The following is a 20,263-nucleotide window of genomic DNA, read 5'->3' on the forward strand; positions in this document are numbered from 1 at the left end:
AAGCCCTTGGGGGCTTGTCCGTGGCACGCCTGGGGCAGTTGACAGTTGACAGTTGACAGTTGACAGTTGACAGTTGGCTGCGCGGGCGCTGAAATGGGGTGGGACATTCGGTATGGACGGCCTCATGGGGGGGAAGCCGCTCGTGCGGGGTGGTTGTGGCGGCGGTCGGTTGGCGTTGCTCCTGGCACACGAATCCGCCTGGGGCGGAATCGCGTGGCACGTGGATGGTGGGGATGCGTTGAACGGGGCGGGAGCAGACAGGAGATTCGCCCCTTGAAGCCGATGGCATGGCGCGCGAACTGACTCGACCCCGACCGGGACGTACCCCCGCGCTGGGGCGTGAGGCGTTGAGGCACGGGGAACTGTTGGACGCGGGGGTGTTTGTTGCAGCGTCTGGCGCCTGTGCGCGGGTACGTCCCTTGGCGCCGCCAAGGGACGGGTGCGCGCTGGAAACCTCGAACCCGGCGCAGGGAGACCGGTGTCCCGCGCATGAGGCCGCCGCCCTTCCTGAGCACCGCCGGTGCGCGCGCCTGACCCGGTTGGGGTCGCGGCGGGAGGTGTGTTTGTGGGGGGCGTGTCGGTCCCCGGGGAGGAGCGCACGGGCAAGCCCTTAGGGGCTTGACCGTGGCACCCCTGGGGGGAGGTTGGCACGGGCAAGCCCTGGGGGGGCAGTTGACAGTTGACAGTTGACAGTTGACAGTTGTCATAGGGGTGGTGAAAGGGTGGGTACAGCCGTTCATGACGCGTTGGGCCACCCGTTAAGGATGAAAAGCCGGTTGCTTCGCATCCGGTACACAGCCGGGACGGCTGGTGCCACGTTCCTTGCACGCTTCACCTTGATTCGTAAGAGTAACTCTTGAAGGAATGTGGCACGGGCGTCCCGCCTGTGTATTTTCGGAGCAGGCAGGATGCCGGGCTTTCTGGGAGTTGAGCCGCTCGTGCGGGGTGGTTGTGGCGGCGGTCGGTTGGCGTTGCTCCTGGCACACGAATCCGCCTGGGGCGGAATCGCGTGGCACGGGGGCGGGGGCATGCGTTGAACGGGGCGGGAGCAGACAGGAGATTCGCCCCTTGAAGCCGATGGCATGGCGCGCGCAACGGCCCAACCCCGGTCGGGACGTACCCCCGCTTGCTGGCGTTCGTGGGTGGGGCTGAGTGTTTGGCTGGACGGTGGGTATTGTGGGTTGATTGTGGCGTGTGTGCGGCGGTACGTCCCTTGATTGGGCGCGACGGCGTATGATGGGTGCGACCCGAATTTGCCGGCGGTGACGGTGGACAGCTGCGCGGTGAATATGGCGGCCTGTGGGGAGTACGTGGTGACGTACAAAGTGACGGACAGCTCGAGTCACGCGGCGGTGGAGGTGACGCGACGGTGCTTGCGGCTGTCGGGGTTGATTGCGGGAAGAATTTGTACGACGGGGACCGCCCGGCGCCGATTACCGAAGGCGGGACGCCGATCACGGCGCTGTTTTCCTGAGGGGCTACTCGCTTGCGGGCGTGACGCGGGGCGTGCTGGCATGCAGCGCGTCGACGGTCAGTTCGCCGGCTTGCCAGGTCAGGACGCCGGTTCCCATGGACGCCAGGGACACGGCGCCCCGGGGCGTTTGAAGGGTGAGCGGCGCGGGGTCGCCGTGGTAGCCGGCGATGTAGAGGTCTTGTTCCGGCGCGGCGAAGAGCCAGGCGGGGGCCTTGCCGCAGGCCAGCACGGCGCCGGCCACCTCTACACGCCCGGTTTCGGTCTGGCGTGCGACAGGGGATTCCAGCATAGGCCAGCCGAGATCGGCGTCCGCATTCCAGCGCCGCTTGAGCGACCAGGCGATCAGATCGATTTCGATGCCGACGGTTTCGCCGTCCCGGGCGTATTCGACGGTCCAGCGGCGTTCGGTGTTGTCCTGGTAGGCGGTTACCGGCGGTTCGGCATCATCCCGGAGGGTTCCCGAGGCGACGGCGCGCGCGAAGGCGGCGCCATCGGGCCAGGCGGACCTGGGTGCGACCTCGGCGTAGAACCCGGCGCGCGGCTTGCCCTGGAAGAAGCGGCTTTCGCGGTCCATATCCCAGAAGACGGTTTCCGGGCCGAGGTAGTTGTAGATTTCCAGCGCGAGATGGCCGTCTCGCCGCACGAGGCGCAGCGGCGCGCCGAAGCCGAGATCATCGCGCGAGAGCGGCATGATGGCGACGAGCGCGTCGCCACATTCGACCACGGCGACGGTTCCCGGGGCGAGATCGCGGGGGAACTCCGTGATTGGATCCTCGCCCGCCCAGGCGCGATCGTCCGGGCCGCGCCCGATGAAAGCAATGAGCACCTTGGCGCTCTGGAAACGGTTGAGGCTGGCGGGGGCGAGGCTGCCGGGGTGTTCGAGCGTGCGCGGGGCATAGAGGCCGATGGCCCGCGCGCCCTGCTGTACGCCGTAGAACTTGCCCTGTTCGCCATCGACGCCACGGCGGCGGCGGTCGGTTTCCGGGGCGTCTTCCGGGCTGTCAATGAGGTAGCGGGACTGGATGGTTACGGGCGGGGCGCCGTCCGCGCGCGTGGCGTGGACCAGGAAGACATCGGACTGGCGGCTGATCTCGCGGGTGGCGGTCCCCAGGGTGAACGCGGGATGGAGATAGGTCATGATCCCGATGTTCCGCTCGGGGTATACCGATTCCCAGACCGCGTAGGGGAGCGGGCGATGGGCGAGCATGTCCGCAAAAGCCTCCGGTGCGGCGTCCATCGCGACCCACTTTTCGAGATACTGCCGTTCCGGTACGATGTCTTCGATTCGTGTGTAGCGGTGGCCGCGACCATGCGGGCCCGCCCAGCGTCCGGTTTCCGGTTGCAGGTGCAGGGCGGCGGTCAGCGCAAGCCGGGTCCGCAAGGCCCGCGCGCGGACGGCGGCTTCCTCGTTTGTGGTATAGGTTGCGATGCGTGTCAGGGCTTCATGGGTGACGCGGGTGTAGGTGGGCGTGTTGTACTCGCAGAAGGTTCCCCGGGACAGGGTCTCGTGCTCCAGCTGTTTGAGGCGCGCATAGCCTCGGTTGGCGAAGTAGGCATCCTCCAGCAGCTCGCCGCCGAGTATGGTGTTCATCGCGCCCATGGCGGCGACGTTGGTATAGGTGATGTCCACGTTCATGCGGTCGATTTCTTCGAGGCCAAGGCGGATCGCTTTGCGGAGGCGGTCGCGCGTATCGGGTTTGAGGCGGTCTTCGTGCGCGATCATCAAGGGGATGAGGTGGCGCAGCGTGAACTCGACCGAATTCAGATCGCCGATGGCCCCTTCGCGGAAGGTCCATCGGAAATTTCCACGGTGCGCCGCGCCGTCTCGGGTCTCCTGCGCGGCGAGGATGGCGTCGATGAGTTGCTCCGCGATTTCGATGTTTTCCGGCGCGCCGTGGGCCACGAGTCCCTCGGCGAGGGCCGCCGCGCCCCGTGGGGAGGTGGGGCTGCCCATGTCGGTGGCGCTGGTGAGGTAATAGGGTTCCGGATTAAAGCCGGGGGGCAAGAGGGGGGCGGGATCGATCTGCGCGAGCACGAGGGCGATGAACAGAAGCATTGCGAACCTCCGGCGTGTTGTGTGCGGGTAGTATACATTGCACGGGTCGCCGGGGATCGAAGTCCGGATCACCACGAAGGGAGCAGAGCAGCCTTCGGCCGCAACTGAAGAAATGGTCACCACGGAGGGCACGAAGGGCGCGAAGAGAAACGGAGACGGATTCTAACCGCAGAGAACGCAGAGAGCGCATAGGGTGATTTTTGTGGGCGGATGGATTGGGTTGTTGAAAGGGACGCTTTCTTGACCGCGAATGGACGCGAGTGGACACGAATGCATTGGGAGCAGCCACTGGCCGCGATCGGGATTTGTGACCACGGATTACACTGATGACACGGATAGAAAATGATTCCGGTCGTTGGGGTGTGCTGGCGCTTGCGTGTGATTTCCGAGGTTAATTGTATGGTTTTTTTGGAGGGGTTGATTGGGCGGGGTGGCTTTGTGGGCTATCCGGCATCCTGGCTTTTTTCGACGAGCAGCGCCCAGTCTTCGCCGGAGGGGCGGTCGAAGTGGGCTGTCTCGCCGCCGTTGCGGGTTGTGGTTTCGGCCCAGGCTCCGGTGCGGGGATTGTAGAAGCGCGCGGTGAAGGAGCCGGTTGCCGCGCGGAGGTCGAGGGTGATTGGGGCATCGCCGGGCACGGCGTACACGGCGTAGGCGCGTCCCGGATCCGCCAGGCAGAAGCTTCCTTCGCCGACGCGATCGTTGTGCGGGCGCATGCGGTCGAGGTCCGGGAGGTGGCCGTTGAAAAAACGGCTGGCGTGGCCAAGACAGGCGCGGCGTACGGGGCCGGTGTCGCCGCCGGGGACGTTGGGGTCGTAGCCCATGATGCCGGTGTGGATGGTTTCCTGGCGTTCGTCGTTGTGGAAGATGAAGTTGGCGCCGCCCATCAAGGCGGACCACAGGCTGATGCGAACGGCCTCGCCCTGGTATGGCTCGCCTTCCAGAATCATGAAGGGGCGTACGGGCTCGCGGTAGAAACGCTGAACGACCTCGGGATTGCGCCCCACCGTGTCGTTCCGGTGGGTGACGGGGTCGAAGACGAAATCCACGGATTCGCGCCTGCGTTCCGTGTCGGTCCAGCGTACGCCACGCCGTTGGAAGAATTCGCGGAAGTGATCGCCGCCGTTGCCCTCGCTGTAGGAGTGTTCGTCCATGAAGACGAAGAAAACATTGCCGAAGGGCGCGGCTTCGGCGATGAGCTTTGCGGCGAAGCGTTCCCAGTGCCACTGGTTTTGTTTGGCGGGGGGCCAGGCGTCCGACCAGGCCTCCTCGAGGACTTCGACGCCGGGGGAGGCGATGGTTTGGACCTGGGTGACGTGGGGCTTCGGGGTGTCCGACACCGGACCACCGTTGATGACGTTAAAGGGGTGGTAGGCCCAGTCCGCAGGGTGCTTGGGCCAGCCCCAGAAGACGGTGACGCCGAGGAGGAGGCCCTTTTCGTGGGCGCGGGCGCAGAGCGCGCGAAAACGGGGCCAGTAGCGATCGGGCGTGTCGCCGTCGTCCCACTGGTGGAGATCCCACTGGTAGCCGCCGTCGTGCGCGCGCGGTCCCGAAGTGCGGCGCGCCCAGGGGGTCAGGCCGGGGTAGAGGTAGCCGTAACGGTTTTCGAGGTCGGAGCCATCCAGCTGCTGGCGCGGGGCCACGAAGGACCAGACGTGCACCGTGTTCAGGCCCGCATCCGCGCAATCGTCGATCCAGCGCGCGAAGTCGAGGTTGGCGTTTTGCAGGACGCACTGCGTGCCGCTGTCGCCGACGAGGAGGAGGGGGCGGTCGCGGTAGGACACGTAGTGGCCGCCGGGGCTTGTGGCGATGGCGGTTTGCGCGACGCCCGGCGCCGCTGACAAGGCAGCGGCGGCCAGTACGGCAGTGCGGCACATGACAGCCCAATGTTTCCGAGCCAAACCGCTACCGAAGCGCGGAGTCCACATCATCTTCATCCCACCGACCTTTCGCGTTGATTCCTGCAATGCAGGGCAGGCAGCCTGCCGTACTGGCAGCCGTTGTCCATTGGACCGGATGCCGCGACGCCAGGTCAACTTGCGACCTGGGATCGTGCAATCCTCTGGGCGGGGACGGGGAACCTCGGGATTGGGCATGCCGCCGAATTCCGGACCTGTGCATCCCATTCCTGGGCCATCCGTGTTGGGCGCGGTCGAAAAAAAGTGATTGACAAACGGTTGCGCGCGCCGTTTAATGAATCTGGTGGAACCGCAATTCCGAATGGCGTACACGGGCGCGGGTTCCCTGGGTAGCGGAGCTGGAAAGGCGGTTGATGATGCCAGACGTTTCTTCCACATCGCCCATCGGGGTGGCGTTCCGGGTGCTCAACGGCATGGTATTGGGTTTTGGGGCGGGCGCCGCCGCGTTTGGTCTAGCCAGTGCTGCAATCATGTCGGCGAAGAAGCTCCCGGACCACAACACCGTGGGCTTGATTGTGATTGTCCCGATACTCGTCGGGGCCGGTGCGCTGCTCGCCGCCGCTGTGGGTGGGTACGCCGCGTACCGGTTGCGGGAGTCTGCGGGCGCCTCGCTCGCGATTGGGATCGGGGCTTTTGCCGTTGTCGCGCTCCTTGTGGCGGGCGTTGTCCACTCATTGGCCTCGGAGCAGAAGCGCGCCGCCGGCAAACAAGCGGGAATCGCCGAGGTGAAGGCGCGCTGGGCCGCCACCTTCGGCGCCGGGTACCCGAGGATGTCGGAATCCCTGCCCAGGCTGTTGGGCCCCTTGCATTATCCGGCGGGGCGCCTTGCGGGGTGGGACGATCTGGAGATCTCCGACGCGGCCTTTGCTCCGGGTTGGCTTATCGCCCTGGAGACCGGGGCCCCGCTTTCCGATGTCGTAGCGTACTATATGACCGTGCTTCCCGGCGGTCTCGATTTCATTCCCGGCACATTAAACTGGCCCTGGCACTTCCGCGGCGGCCCGCAAGAATCCGCCGACGGGCGGGAGACGTCGGTGCGGATCGAATGGGCCGGGACGCTCACGCGCGTAACGCTCCGGACGGCGAAGGTGATGTACCGGGCGCGGCCGGACACCGAGCCGGCCGAGCTTCCGGAGCCCTGGCCCGAACCGCGCGAGGCCTGGATTGAGGGCGTCGCGTCACTACAGGCGCCGGACCGGGAAGCCTATTCGCGCCTGTTGGAACCCGTATTGTATCCCGGCGGCCGCATGCTCAGCGCGGCCTATCCCATAGACGTGTATCGCCAGGCGGGCCCCAATTGTGTCTATACAACGCAAGACACGCGCGCCCAGGTCGTGTCGTTTCTGGAATCGCGGTTCGCGGCGCCGGCCAGGGAGGATGGCAGAGACTACTTCACCGGCTTTCTCGATGGGCGCCACGTCAAGATATCCGTGTATCCGGCGGATGGCCCCGTGCCGTTGGGCGGTGTGATCATTCATTATTCGCTGTAGCCAGCCCGAAATTGCCGACGATGGTCACGTTGACCCCCGCATCGATCGCGAGCGTACGCACGGGGCCCGTGAATCGGTTTCCGGCGATCACGATGCCATCGCCGGCGCCGGCATTGATCTGGATCACGCTGTTGCAATGCGGCGTCGATTGAAAAAGGTTGCCCTGGATCAGGATGTCCGCGGGCACGGTGTCGTAGCGCGGCTCTTCGTTGATCCGGATCTCCGAATCCTTGTTTGCGTCGTCTTTCTGGCCGTTCTCGCGGAAGATGTTGTTGGCGACGACGAGCCGGGCGACATCCGGGGCCCAGAGCCCCTCGCGGCCGCTGTGCTCCACGATGTTGTTCGAGAGGATGCAGTCGAGGCTGTCCCGCTCGATGGTGCAGCCGCGCGAGCCGTTGTTTCGCATGATATTGCCCGTGGCGACGACTTTCTGGCAGCGTTCGAGGAAGAAGCCGCCCATGGTACTGTTGAGGATCTGGTTGTCGGTGATCTGGCCGTTTTTGCAGTCCTTGAAGTGGGTGCCATCGGAGCGGGAGCCATCGAGGTAGCAGCCGCGCACCACAAAATCCTCGACGTAGTAGAGGCAGACGCTACCCTGGTCTTCGCGGACGCTGCCCTCGGCGGGGCCGCGTTTCTCGCTGAGGTAGTCGTAGTATATGTTGCAGCAGTTGCGCGCGTAGACGTCCACGATCCAGACGTGTCGGATGGGATTCTCCGGGCCCGCGCCAAAGACGCCCACGCCCACGCTGGACAGGTCGAGGAAGCGCGTGGACTCCACGCGGATGTGGCTGCCGCCGCCGGTGGCGCGGATGCCCGCAATGTTCACGGATTCCGGCCACGCATCGCGGTGGCCCTGGATGGACCCGCCGCGAATCGTCACGTTCGATGCGTCTTCCAACAGGAAGGCCTGGCCGTCCTCCGCGAGGGAGGGGGACAATAGGAAGGTCGCGCCGTCCAGCACGAGGGTCCGGTTCGACGGCACACGCAGGCCGCGGGCGTCGTCGAGCAGAAACGTGGCTGGCGGGAAGACGAGCGTGGCTCCGTCCGGGCTGGCGTCGAGGGCCTGTTGCAGGGCGCTCTGGTGGCTTGTGGCGCCGTCCAGGACCGCGTCCGGCGGGAGGTGGGGTGCTAGCCAGGCGGGTGTTGTGCCGGCGGCCATCACGCTCGCGTTCCGTAGCAAGCCGAGACAAAGGACGAAAAGGGGTTTCATGACATTGCTCCCAACCGTGCCGGGCCAGGTTGTTCCAGTCTCCTGGCTCCATTGCCGGATCGTAGCATGCCCGGCGGCGAAGGAGAAAGGGCGGCGGAAGCGCGGATATTCGGGCCGGAAGGCGCGCCTGACAACGTCGGAAAGTCATTCCTTCCGGGACGCTGGAGGGCGTACCGTGATTAACTGACCGTCCGCTTTGTGACGTAACCGACAACCTCCACGCGAATCGGTACGCCATCCAACTCAGTCGGAACCCCAAGATCGTCTCCGGGGGGTTCCGTAAGGTTCACCTTTACGGCATAACCCTTCCCCACGCGCGTGATGCCCACGCCCGCCAACTGCGGCATGGCGCGCAGAAGTTCGTGCACCCGGGGCTTCGCCGCCCGGGCCTGACTGAGGGTAGTGCTGTTCATGACTCTATTGTACGCCATCCGGCCCGGTTTGCACAGAAAATCAAAGCGCCACGTCCACCTTGAGCGCGTCCAGCACCAGCCGGATGGGGTTGGCGTAGGTCAAGCCCTGTCCATTCGCGCCGCCTTGGTCCGAGCCCGCGAAGAGCAATCCGACCGCCCGCAGGTCCTCGCCTACGATCAGCGAACCGCTGTCTCCGCCATCGCTGAAGGGGCCATCCCCGTCCCCTTCGATCTCGATGGTGTTGTCAAAGCGCAGATCCCCGGAGTCGAATCCGACGACCACGTCGTCCAACTCGAAGGCCGTCACCCGACCGCGCGTCAGACCGGTGGTCCGCCCGACTTTGGCCACCATCGCGCCCTCGTCCAGGAATTCACCGCCCAGGCCCTTGAGTTTGCCCAAGCCTTTCAGTTTCGTCGTATTCGTTTCGATATCTTGCGCGATCTCCGCCGTGGCACAGTCCACGTAGTTTATCCCGGCGCGCTTGAGCTTCTGGAAGGATCCCAGCACCGCCACCACATCGTTCGGCGCGGCCCCGCCATCGTAACTGGCCGGCTGGAGGATGGCATCGCCCTTCTTCGCGCAGTTCTCGTTCGCCAGTACGTGGTTGTTCGAGAGCATGGCCAACGGCCCGCCGCCGCGTGGCCGGACGAAGGCCCCGAGGGTGCCCGCCGTCACCTGCACATGGCCCACGCTACACCCGATGAGTAACGGGCGCTGCCGCCGCGGGCGCCACGGGGCCGCGCGCTTGCTCACGAGCCCGATGTAGCGCAGATCGACTTCATTCTTCGCCTGCTCCGCTATCAATTCGACCGTCCGGCTGCCTTCCAGCGCCGGGTGTTGAAGCCGCACGGCCAGGGCATAGCCGCCGCCCGTTTTCGGCGCCACGCCCAGCGCGATGGCCGGCGACGACATGCGCAGCGACAGCGCCCGCGACGCCCCCCGCATCCGTGCCGATTCAGCTGCAACGGGGACAACATTGGCGGCTAGTGCGGCCTTGAGTTCACGTACCGAGTTCAGTTCCATAGCAGATTAATTTTCCTGAATACGCTGAATCCCTACAGGGGCGACTTGCGTACATGATGTCTCCGGGCAAAGTCAGATTCCTGCATTCCCGCACGTCTCTTTCATGCTGCCCGGCGTAAACGGATAGGTGGAGTATCCATAAGCCCCTCGCTATCGCTGCATAGTACTGTAACAAGGTCGAGCGATCTCCACAAGAAGGAGACTGATGTAACGGCATGTCGGCGGTTGTACGTTCACTTCTGGAAAGCGCGCCTCTCCGTCAGGGTCCCGTGGTTCGCCCGCTCTGGACGAACCCCAATGAGACTTTATGGTAATCTTCCCCAAGTCACCAGGCAAGCGCAGTTACTAACGAGTCGAAAGGAAGATCCATGCCCCGCCTCCGAATGCACATCCTGTACGGTCTTGTTATCGCCGTAGCAGCCACGCTGTTCCCCGCCGCGCATGCCGCGCCGCCGAATATTGTGCTTATCATGGCGGACGACCTGGGCTATGAGACCATCGGCGCGAACGGCAGCGCGCATTACAAGACGCCGCGGCTGGACGCGCTGGCGAGGGAGGGGATGCGGTTTACGCAGGCGCACAGCCAGCCGTTGTGCACGCCGACGCGGGTTAAGCTCATGACGGGGAAGTACAACTTCCGGAATTACACGGCGTTTGGCTATCTGAATCCGGAGGAGCGGACTTTTGCGCATGCGCTTAAGGCGGCGGGGTACGCGACGGCGATCGCGGGGAAGTGGCAGTTGGGGCATGACAACACGCTGCCCGCGCATTTCGGGTTTGACGAGCACTGCCTCTGGCAGCTGACCTATGAGAAGAAGGACGGCGAGCGTTTTGCGAATCCGCTGCTGGAGCGCAACGGGGAGACGCTCCCGCGGGATCCCGATGCGTATGGGCCGGACGTGGTGCTGGAATTCGTGATGGACTTCGTCACGCGGAAGAAGGACGGGCCTTTTTTCGTTTACTTCCCGATGCTGCTGACGCATGACCCGTTTGTACCGACGCCGGACACGGCGGGCTGGGCGGGGGACCGCTATGCGAAGGACAATGCGTATTTCGCGGAGATGGTGACATACATGGACAAGAAAGTCGGGCGCCTTGCGGACCATGTGTCGGCGCTGGGCCTGGCCGAGAACACGCTGTTCATCTTCACGGCGGACAACGGGACAAGCCGCGCCATTGCCTCGCCCTTCCAGGGGCGCACCGTGCAGGGGGGGAAGGGCGCGATGACGGACGCGGGCACGCACGTGCCGCTGATCGCGTGGTGGCCGGGGATGATCGCGCCGGGGACGGTCTACGAGGGGCTGATCGGTTTTGAGGATTTCTTTCCGACCCTGCTGGAGGCGGCGGAGCGTCCCGAGCTTGCGGCGGGGCTCGACGGGCGTAGCTTTCTGCCGCTGCTTCGGGGCGATTCCTACGCGCCGAAGCCGTGGCTCTACATGCACTATGATCCGCGCTGGGGCAACCGGAACCGCGACCGGGGCCGCTTCGCGCGGACGGTTCGGCACAAGCTCTACGCGGATGGCCGCCTTATCGATGTTGCGCAGGACCCGGACGAGCGGTCGCCCCTGGCCGGGGAGGCCATCACGCCGGACGTGGCGGAAGTGCGGGCCGTGCTGCAGGGCGTGCTGGACGATATGGAGCGGCAGGGCAGCGTGATGAGCGCGGAAGGCGCGCCGAAGGACGAGTAGCGTGTGGGCTTGGGTGGGCAAGGGTGAGAACATGACCCTGAGACTTGGATTCAACCCGTCATTCTGAAGATTCGTTGGCTTTCGGGTGTGAGGCAGGTTTTCCCTACCGTTGGCATCGAACATTGACTTGCGCCTAACAGAAATACTCAGCGCCGCCTGGCGCTGCAGCGAGATGCGCCGCAAACCAGATGGAGTGCCGCCACTCGATTAAGTTGCGTATTCTATGGCCCAAAGGCCCCCTCCGTGTTGTCTTTAACGTAGACTACCGCGAGGAACGTACCCATGAATGCGAACACGCCCGATATCGCCCTCTTACAGGTCTGGCAACACCGTCGTGATTCCGACGCTTTCCAGCTCATTGTTGCCCGCCATGCGTCGCTGGTGTTCAATACCTGCCGGCATATCATAAAGAACGACGCGGATGCCGCCGATATCAGTCAAGAGTGCTTTCTGAGCCTCGCCACGACACCCCCTCAGATCGAGCGTTCCCTAGCGGGGTGGCTGCACCGGCTGGCGACACACCGTTCCCTGAACCACCTGAAACAGGAACAGCGCCGCCGCCAGCGCGAAATTCGCTACGCCGAGGGACTTCCCGAATGGTCTGCCGGAGAACGGGACGATTTGCTTGACGCTGTGGATCTGGCGATCGACGCGCTGCCCGACGAGGTGCGCATCCCTGTTATCGAGCATTACCTCCGGCAGCAGAGTCACCAGCAAATTGCGGATGCACTGAAAATTCCGCGTCGTACCGTTACCAATCGAATTACACGGGGGGTATCGCTGCTGCGCGAAGAACTGAGAAATCGAGGAATCATCACCCCGGCGGTGGGACTGGCTGCGTTTCTGGAGACCGCACTCGCCCCCGCCGCGGTTCCGGACGTGATGTGCGCTTCATTAGGGAAGTTCGCTATGGCTGGGGCGGGGTACGGGACGACGTTGGGGGCGTGGAGCGGGGCTGCGGCAGTTCTCATGAGTAAGGGGGGGATTGCAACACTCGCCGCAGGCGTGGTGCTGATTAGCGCCGCGTGGGTACTCCTGCGCGGGACGGAACCACCTCCCGGGGGATCGGGGCCTCCGCCGACTCCGGTAGAAATGGAGGCTGCGGAAAATGCCGCTTCGGAGTCCGCGGTTCAGGCGCCCGAAACAGCCGTCGCTGCTATTCCAACGGGGGTCGCGGACGTGACCGTAATGGCTGAAGGACCGGGAACCATTTTTGGGCGGGTACTCTCTCGCGAGGGTGAACCGGTTGCGGCAACGGTCCGCGCCATACCGGCCCAGTACATGGAGTCCAAGCCGGAACCGGTACTCCTGGATCTCGCGCCGCGTAATCTGGAAGTGGATACCAGCGGCCGTTTCACCTTCAAACTCCTCCCACTCGATACCTACATCATTTTGGCCGTCGCGGGCGATCTGGGTGCGTATGGGGAGGCCCGCCTTTCGGATGCATACCCGGTCAATGAAATGGAGTTAATCCTCGAGCCGGGTGGCGCCATCAGCGGGCGCGTCACCGACACAGACGGGGCGCCGATCCCGGGCGCGCGCGTTTATCCGGTGGCGCGCGACCGGTACCGAGTCGGTGAGAGTGAAATGCGTGGACTCTCGGTTGTTACCGGCAGCGGCGGGGCGTTTCTACTGCCTTTTCTGCCTGCCGAGCAGTGGCAACTTCTGGCGGCGGCAAGTGGCTGCCAACCGTCGTTGACCGAAGACCTTACTGTGGGTGCGAAATCCGTCGAGATAGTGCTGAAGCCCGGGCTGACCCTGGCCGGCCGTGTGGTGGACGCAGTCTCGGACGTGGGGTTAGAGGGGATGACGCTTTCCGCAACACAGGAAGGGATACCTGTCCGCGCACGTGCTCGGACCGAAGCCGACGGCAGGTTTATGTTCGACGGCATCGCACCGGGCGATGTAAGTGTGACGGGCTACCACGCCACCCATGTATTGAAGGAGCACCCGGTGTCCCTGTCGGTACCGGAGGAAGGGGGCGAGCCAGTGCGCCTGGAAGCGACCCCGGGCGGAAAAGTACGGGGGCGGATCCTACTGGCGAATGGCGAAGGCATCGAGGGTGTTCGAATTGGTCTCCGCAGCATGGGGCATTCGCAGTTGGCGATCACCGGTGCCGGGGGGCGTTACGATCTTGACAATGTTCCGGGCGGAAACTACGCACTGGGTACGTTGGCAGTAACGCCATTTGACCGGCGGGAGATTCATGTTTCACCGGGCGAGACCATCGAGGCGCCCGACTGGGGAATCACCTCAGGTATCGTTCGGGGCGTGGTAGTGGACCAGTCAGGCAGACCCGTGTCCCGTGCAACGGTCTGGCTCAGCAATGCCGCGCCAGTAACCGGCGTGTGGACCGATTCAAAAGGCGAATTTCAGGCGGTGGAACCTGGTGTCCGGGGAATCCTCACCGTGACGGCGTCCAAGTTCGACCGTTCGAGTCGTCTGGTCAAGATCGACCTCGACCAGGATCCCGCGCCGTACGTGAAGCTCACACTTGACCAATCACGCGGCCTGGTCGCCGGACAGGTCGTTGACGAACGCGGTGCACCCGTGCGCGCGCGGCTTGCCATCTCCACCTACACCGGAATGCACATACCCGATCACCTGATCAATCACACGCCCGGCTTCATATCCCCATATGGAGAACCACCCATACCACCCGCGGAGGGCCAGACCAACTGGGAAATCACCATTCCCACCGACAGTGAAGGATACTTCCTCGCTTGGGTAGACACGCCGGCTGACCTGAAATTCTTTGTGTCGGCGTACACGCCGGAAAGTGTCCTCTCCAAGAAAAACCTGGTCCAGGAGTTGGCCTTGCGCGCGGGCGGAGTCAGGAAAGGGATCCGGCTGGTGTATAAGGCCGGGCCGGGCGTGTCGATCCGCGGGCGGGTGCAGGATGCCGGGGGCCATCCGTTACCCCATGTGAATGTGACGGCGAGGATAGAGAGGAGCATGGGCGAGAGCGGCGTCGCAAACAGTGATCTGGAAGGAAATTTCGCGATCAAAGGACTGCAGGGCGACATGTTCACGGTAGTTGCACACACCAGTGAGCACCTGGCGAGTACGATCCCGGAGGTCCCGGCGGGTACCACGGACCTCGTGATTGTGCTGAACAAGTTGGCGCGCGTCACCGGCATCGTCCAGGATGCCCGAACTGGCGCGCCGCTCACGACCTTTGAGGCCGCATTCGTGTTTGAAGGCGGCGGCACGGCCTACGCCCAATTCCAGCAAATAAGCAGCGTCCAGGGGGAATTCGACCTGACCGCGCCGGATCCGCGTCCCGAACTGGAATCTGATTTGGTGATACAGGCGGCGGGTTATGACCCCGCACGTCTGACGCTCGGATCAATTTCAGGGGATGTGGGGCCCCTGACCGTGACCATGTCGCCAGCGGGACCGCCGGTATCCGGGATCGTTGTCGACGAGGAGGGAAACCCTATTTCAGGAGCGGCTATCGCGTTTCGTTCGCTATCCGGCGCTCTGTCTTCCGGCTCGATGCTCACAGCGACGAGCGCGAGCGACGGGACTTTCCAGCATGCGGGCGTACCGGGTGACACCGAGTCGCTCGAAGCTTCGCATCCAGATTTTGTTCGGGCGCGCCAGACCATCGACCCGCATTCTGGCGATGCCGTTACGGTTATTATGTCGAAGGGGGGCGCTCTGGAGGGTATCGTTACGGAGGATGGACGACCTGTCGAAAAGCTTAGTCTGCGGGTCGCCGAGGCGGAGACGCCCATACAACGGACCGATGCGGAAGGCCGCTTCAGATTCATACACCTCCCTGTGGGAACCGTGACGCTTCGGCTGCGGACCTACGGCCCCGACGGCGAGGTTACCCTGCATATGGTCGAAACCGAAGTCGTGGCGGGGGAAGTGCGCACCGTCCGTCTGGCGTTCCAGAACGGCGGTATCGTCGTGGAGGAGTAGCTCTCGGAGGTCTCCCGGGCGTGGCAATATCCCTTATGCGGAGCGCCCCCGGAGTCTTGGCGGTTCTCATAGATTCATTATCGGGTATGCGCTTTCTTGGAGAAGAAGAGCGGCGAATTGCATCCCGAGCCGGGCCAACTTCGGGGCTTTCTGGACCCGCTACGCCGGGACCGGCGACTCAGCCAAGCCAGGCGGGTGTTGCCCGCGAGGGAACCAAGCGAAATAGTCGGCCTGCCCCCCTTGCCGGTCCGGGCGCGGTTTCGCTACACTTCCGGTGGCTGATCCGGCCTTTCCTAGAACCGCACCCGCATTGATGAGTCGCCATGTCGTTTGATCCCGCGCAGAATCCCGCCGAGCCCGAGGAGCCCAATCAGGAGGGGCTGTTTGACGCGCAGCTTTCGTTGCCGCTGCCGTTTGTGGGGGCTCCGGAGCCGATTACGACGGTGGTCAAGCGTAATGGGCGGGAGGAGGCGTTTGACCGGGGGAAGATCACGAATGCGATTTTCCGGGCGGCGGAGTCGATTGGCGGGGACGATCGGGGTCTGGCGGACAGCCTGGCGCGGGCGGTGACGATCTACCTGACGAAGCAGCTGGGCGGCCACGCGCCGACGGTGGACCATATTCACGACGCGGTGGAGCGGGTGCTGATTCAGATGGACCACATCCGGACGGCGTTCGCGTATGCGCGGTACCGGGATCGGCGGGCGCGTATCCGGCGGCTGCGGGAGGGGGACATGCGGCTGCTGCTGGGCGAACTGGAGGAGGCGCGCGACCGGGGGGAGGCTGTTCCGCCCGCAGGATCCGGATTGTTTGTTCGGACGAGCGCGGAGACGCTTTCGACGTGGGACCGGGACCGGATTGTGGAGGCGCTGGTGCGGGAGACGGGGCTGGACCGGGGGATGGCGGGTGTGATCGCGGCGGAGGTGGAGCAGCAGCTGGACGCGGCGGGGATCCAGCATTTGAGCTCGGCGCTGGTGCGGGAGTTGGTGGCGGCGCGCCTGGTGGCGCATGGCCTGCACGAGTTTCGGGACCGCCAGCAGCGGCTGGGGGCGCCGCTGTACGACTGCGAGCGGATCATCCGGGGGCTGACGGAGTCGACGGCGCGGCGGGATCCGGTGGCGACGGATTACGTGCTTGCGGGGGCGGTGAAGAAGGAGTATGCGCTGGCGCGGGTCTATTCCGCGGCGGTGAGCGAGGCGCACCTGCAGGGCGCGCTTCATCTGCATGATCTGGAGAAAGTGGACCGGTTGCGCAGCGCGACGCTCTCGCCCGGACAGGTGGCGCGGTTTGGCGTTGGGATGCCGGGGGCGCCGGATTTTGCGTCGCCGCCCCGGAGCGCGGTCACGTTCCTGGCGCAGTTGGCGAAGGCGACGGCGAATTTTCAGGCGCATTTTGCGGGCCCGATCGCGTGGGATTCGGTGAATTACCATCTGGCGCCGTTTGTTTATGGCTACAGCGGCGAGGAACTGGCGCAGTTTGCGCAGATGATTGTGTACGAATTTGCGTACCGGGCGATGGCGCACGGGGGCGACGCGCCGGGTTCGGAACTGCGGCTGGACTGGATCGCGCCCGCGACGATCGCGGATCAGTTGGCCGTCACGCCCCATGAAACGGACGAGCCGCGGCGCTACCGGGATTACGAGCATACGGCGCAGCAGCTGGCGTGGCGGATATTCGAGACCCTGCAGCAGAGCGAGGGGCTGCATGTGGCCGCGCCCGCGCTCGGGATAACGGTGGACGAGCGCTTTTTCAAGGCCCCGGGCGCCGATGCGTTTCTGGAGCAGGCGACGGGCGCGGCGGCGGCGGGTTTTCCCGTGCGGCTGCGGTTTGTGCGCGAGGCGCCGCGTCCGCTGACCGGCGCGCCGGCGTGGCAACCTTCGGAGGTGGTTTTCGGGCAGGTGGCGCTGAATCTGCCTCGCCTGGCGTGTCTCGCGGATTCGGAGGCGGCGTTCTACGAAGCGGCGGACCAGATTGTGGCGCTTTCGTGTCAGGGCCTGGCGGAACGCCGCGCGTTTCTGGAATCGATCCTTGCGCGGGGCGCGGTGGGTCCGCTTGGCTTGCTGGCTGTTCAGCACGGGGCGGCGCCGCTGATCGATCTGGAGCAGACGACGGGCCGGATCGCGCTGCATGGTCTGAACGAAGCGGTTCAGCTGCTGGGTGGCGCGCCGCTACACGCGAGTGACGATGCGTGCCAGCTGGGTGCGCGTATCGTGGAGCGGGTGGCGCAGAAGTGCGCGCTGGAGCGCCGTAAGCGTGGCTTCGCCATCGAGCTGGGGCCGGGCCTGGATTGGAACGTGTCGCATCGCTTCGCGAATCTGGACGCGCAGAGCCACCCGGAAAAAACGAAAACCGTCATAAACGTGCGCGAGGACGATAAAAGAATGCACTATACGCCGGGGGTCGGGGTGGCGGCTGGGGCCGAGATCAGTCCGTTTGACCGGGTGCGTGTGGAGGGGGAGCAGCACCAGCGCCTGGACGCCGATCGGTGGGTTGCGTTGGCGGCGCACCCTCTGGCGGTTGCGCCCGGGGCATTGGCGGATCTGGCGCGCAAGGCATATTATCAGACATTGGCGGGTGGTATTTATCTGTAAGCCGTCTTTTGAATCTGTTCTGATCGCGAGAAAGCTCGCCCTGAGCGTATGTTATCAGATGCTGAATCCGCAGGGCAGCCTTGGGCCGCAACCGAAGAAATGATCACCACGAAGGGCGCGAAGGTCACGAAGAAAAACAGAGAATAGCTTTAACCGAAGAGAACGCAGAGAGCGCATAGGGTGATTTCTGGTACGCAGATGGATTGGGTGGATGATCGAGAGAGTGCATCCTTAACCACGAATGAACACCAATGCACACGAATGCATCGGGAGCGGCCGCAGGCGGCGATCAAGAATTGCGCCCACGGATTGCACTGATGACACGGATAGAAAATCAGACGTTGAGGCCCCAAGAAAACGCCCCGGGAGTGGGCGCTCCCGAGGCGAAGAACTTTGGGTCCGACAGGAATCAGGTTGCTGCTTTGGCTTCGTCCACGATGGCCATGAGCCGGCGTCCATATTCGGTGTAGGAGTTGTAGAGCAACTCCTTGTCGCTGGTGGTTTCGCCGGTGTGGATGACGGCGGCGAGGTGGGGTTCGATGGAGAACCCGCCGTCGTATCCGCGCGCCAGCAGGTCGGCGATGGTTTCTCGGACGAATCCCTGGCCTTCTCCGCAATAGCAGTAGACCGGCTCGCCGTCCACGATGTTGGCGTCCTTGATGTGGACGTAGACGATGTGCTCGCGGACTTTCTGGTAGTACTCCCAGGCGTCCTGCTTGTAGCTGACGGGGTTTCCGGTGTCGTAGACGACCTTGAGCGCGGGGCTGTTCACCTCGCCGAGGAGGATGTTGCTGTTGTCAGCGGAAAGGCCGCCCCAGCCGCTGCAATTCTCGTGGGCGAGGGTGATTCCGCCGTCCTCCGCTATTTTGGCCAGGGTTTTCATGCGCGCGATGGCCTCGTTGCGCCAGGCGGATTCCTCGACGGGGTTATTCTGGTCGTTGGGATAGCTCATGACGCGGATGAAGGGGGTCCCGAGGGTCTTCATGCGTGGTATGGCGCGCTGGAGGTCGCTGATATCGAGCTGGGGGTCGCACGTAATGGGGCGTGCCCAGTTGGCGATGGCGCTGCCGAAGCAGGAGACGTTCATTTTTGCGGCTTCGAGCGCCTCGCAGACGGCGTCGAAGGTATCGTCCGAGATCTGGGTGATATTGGTGCCGTCGATCATCCGGAGTTCGAGGTGGTTCCACCCGAGTTGCTTGTGGGCCTTGATCTGGACGCCGATAGGCTGTCCGGCTTCGTCGCTGATACCGGAAAAGAACATGCTGGTTTCCTTATTAGGTTTTTACGATCCAAAGGTCAATTGCGCGGGAGCGGCTCCGCAATCGGGCTACTACTCTTCGAGGTAGACCACGACGCGCTTGCCTTCCCAGCGCGCGCAGGCTCCCGGCGGCACCTTGACGATAAGCTCGGTGTCGCCGCCGTCGCCGACGGTGATATCGAGCCGGTGCCGGCCTTCTTCCTTATGCTGCTGCCCGCGCCGCACGGCGATCACCTGCCCGTGAACGGCGGCGTGTGCGGGCGGCGGCGGGGGACCGCCCGATTCGTGTTCCAGACGGTCGATTGGCGCCTTGGGCCGGATCGGGTCGATATAATCGCGAAAATCGTCCGGCATACCATCCACCTCGCGGGCCCCCGTAGCCTGTTCGCTACGGGTACTCTACCGGCGTGGGGGCCGCTGAATCAAGCTGGCGGGGTTCAGAGCAATCGCATTTAACTTTCGCGTACGCGCTGATCGCCGGAGGCGAATCCTGGATCCTGCCGGCAGAGATGCCGGCGCTCCAACACGCTCACATTCCTTGAATCAAGGTTCCAAATCGACATGAGTTCACGCCCAAATGCCACGATCCGGTCTACAACCGACAACTCTCCGGGCGGGTCAGGCTTCGGTTCAGCGGACCAGCCCGGTCTCGACGGTATGGCGGGTTTTTTCGCCGCCGAGGATTTCGATGAGGGTCAGGGCGAAGTCCATAGCAGTGCCGGGACCCCGGGAGGTGATGACGTTACCGTCGCGCTCGACGCGCCCGCCGGTGCAGCGGACCTCCGGGAAGTCTTCGGCGTTGATAAAGCCGGGATAGGCGGTGACGGTCTTTCCGTCGAGTATGCCGAGCTTGGCGAGCACGCGCGGGGCGGCGCAAATGGCGGCGATATATTTGCCCTCGGCGTGCATGCGCTTTAGCAGGGCGGTCAGCACGGTGGAACCGGCGAGGTTATCGGCTCCGGGGAGCCCTCCGGGGAGGACGATCATGTCGAGGTCGTCCAATTCGGCGGCGCTCTCGAGGTCGGTGTCGGGAACGAGGACGACGCCCCGGCTGGCGACGACGTGCGCGGTGTCCAGGCCGGTGGTGACGACTTCGAAGTTTGCGCGGCGGAGCAGGTCGATAATGGTGACCGCTTCGAGTTCCTCGCAGCCCTGTGCGAGGGGGACGAGTACTTTGGGCATGGTGGAAACTCCTAATCTGCCGTATGCGCTG

12 protein-coding genes are annotated in these 20,263 nt (G+C 64.3%); 4 read left to right on the forward strand and 8 right to left on the reverse strand.

Going from position 1 to position 20,263, the window contains the following annotated elements; all coding sequences use genetic code 11:
• Window positions 1–1,478 precede the first annotated feature (1,478 nt).
• Together KF886_25540 and KF886_25545 are read right to left on the reverse strand one after the other, a co-directional pair.
• Complete coding sequence (locus KF886_25540; GenBank protein MBX3180725.1) at window positions 1,479–3,530, reverse strand: hypothetical protein; 2,052 nt, start codon at window positions 3,528–3,530, stop codon at window positions 1,479–1,481.
• A gap of 443 nt (window positions 3,531–3,973) precedes the next feature.
• Window positions 3,974–5,404 carry a hypothetical protein gene (locus KF886_25545; protein ID MBX3180726.1) on the reverse strand — a complete coding sequence of 477 codons (1,431 nt, stop codon included), beginning with the start codon at window positions 5,402–5,404 and terminating at the stop codon, window positions 3,974–3,976.
• A gap of 395 nt (window positions 5,405–5,799) precedes the next feature.
• Here KF886_25545 and KF886_25550 point away from each other — a divergent pair, with 395 nt between their 5' ends.
• Window positions 5,800–6,936: a hypothetical protein gene (locus KF886_25550; GenBank protein ID MBX3180727.1), complete on the forward strand. Its 1,137-nt coding sequence runs from the start codon at window positions 5,800–5,802 to the stop codon at window positions 6,934–6,936.
• Here the strand turns inward: KF886_25550 and KF886_25555 are convergent.
• The 3 genes from KF886_25555 to KF886_25565 form a co-directional block, all read right to left on the reverse strand.
• A complete protein-coding gene (locus KF886_25555; GenBank protein MBX3180728.1) occupies window positions 6,917–8,146 on the reverse strand; it encodes a right-handed parallel beta-helix repeat-containing protein in 1,230 nt (409 codons plus the stop codon). The genes KF886_25550 and KF886_25555 overlap by 20 nt on opposite strands.
• Window positions 8,147–8,325: 179 nt before the next feature.
• A complete protein-coding gene (locus KF886_25560) occupies window positions 8,326–8,559 on the reverse strand; it encodes a hypothetical protein (protein ID MBX3180729.1) in 234 nt (77 codons plus the stop codon).
• 40 nt (window positions 8,560–8,599) lie between these two features.
• The gene (locus tag KF886_25565; protein MBX3180730.1) at window positions 8,600–9,583 is read right to left on the reverse strand and encodes a hypothetical protein; all 984 of its coding nucleotides are present in this window, start codon (window positions 9,581–9,583) and stop codon (window positions 8,600–8,602) included.
• A 383-nt stretch (window positions 9,584–9,966) separates the two neighbouring features.
• Here KF886_25565 and KF886_25570 point away from each other — a divergent pair, with 383 nt between their 5' ends.
• The 3 genes from KF886_25570 to KF886_25580 all read left to right on the forward strand — a co-directional run bounded on the left by KF886_25570 (window position 9,967) and on the right by KF886_25580 (window position 17,792).
• Window positions 9,967–11,271 carry a sulfatase-like hydrolase/transferase gene (locus KF886_25570; protein ID MBX3180731.1) on the forward strand — a complete coding sequence of 435 codons (1,305 nt, stop codon included), beginning with the start codon at window positions 9,967–9,969 and terminating at the stop codon, window positions 11,269–11,271.
• 282 nt (window positions 11,272–11,553) lie between these two features.
• Window positions 11,554–15,201 carry a sigma-70 family RNA polymerase sigma factor gene (locus KF886_25575; protein ID MBX3180732.1) on the forward strand — a complete coding sequence of 1,216 codons (3,648 nt, stop codon included), beginning with the start codon at window positions 11,554–11,556 and terminating at the stop codon, window positions 15,199–15,201.
• A 323-nt stretch (window positions 15,202–15,524) separates the two neighbouring features.
• Complete coding sequence (locus KF886_25580; protein ID MBX3180733.1) at window positions 15,525–17,792, forward strand: hypothetical protein; 2,268 nt, start codon at window positions 15,525–15,527, stop codon at window positions 17,790–17,792.
• Between the two features lie 409 nt (window positions 17,793–18,201).
• On the opposite strand, the gene KF886_25585 is transcribed toward KF886_25580, so the two are convergent.
• From KF886_25585 to KF886_25595, 3 genes are all read right to left on the reverse strand, one after another.
• Window positions 18,202–19,053: a sugar phosphate isomerase/epimerase gene (locus KF886_25585; protein MBX3180734.1), complete on the reverse strand. Its 852-nt coding sequence runs from the start codon at window positions 19,051–19,053 to the stop codon at window positions 18,202–18,204.
• 69 nt (window positions 19,054–19,122) lie between these two features.
• Window positions 19,123–19,404 (reverse strand): hypothetical protein, encoded by a 282-nt coding sequence (locus KF886_25590; GenBank protein ID MBX3180735.1) that lies wholly within the window; start codon window positions 19,402–19,404, stop codon window positions 19,123–19,125.
• Window positions 19,405–19,680: 276 nt separating this feature from the next.
• A complete protein-coding gene (locus tag KF886_25595; GenBank protein MBX3180736.1) occupies window positions 19,681–20,232 on the reverse strand; it encodes a DJ-1/PfpI family protein in 552 nt (183 codons plus the stop codon).
• Window positions 20,233–20,263 lie beyond the last annotated feature (31 nt).

The sequence above is a fragment of the Candidatus Hydrogenedentota bacterium genome (genome assembly GCA_019637335.1).
Taxonomy (GTDB): Bacteria; Hydrogenedentota; Hydrogenedentia; order Hydrogenedentales; family JAEUWI01; genus JAEUWI01.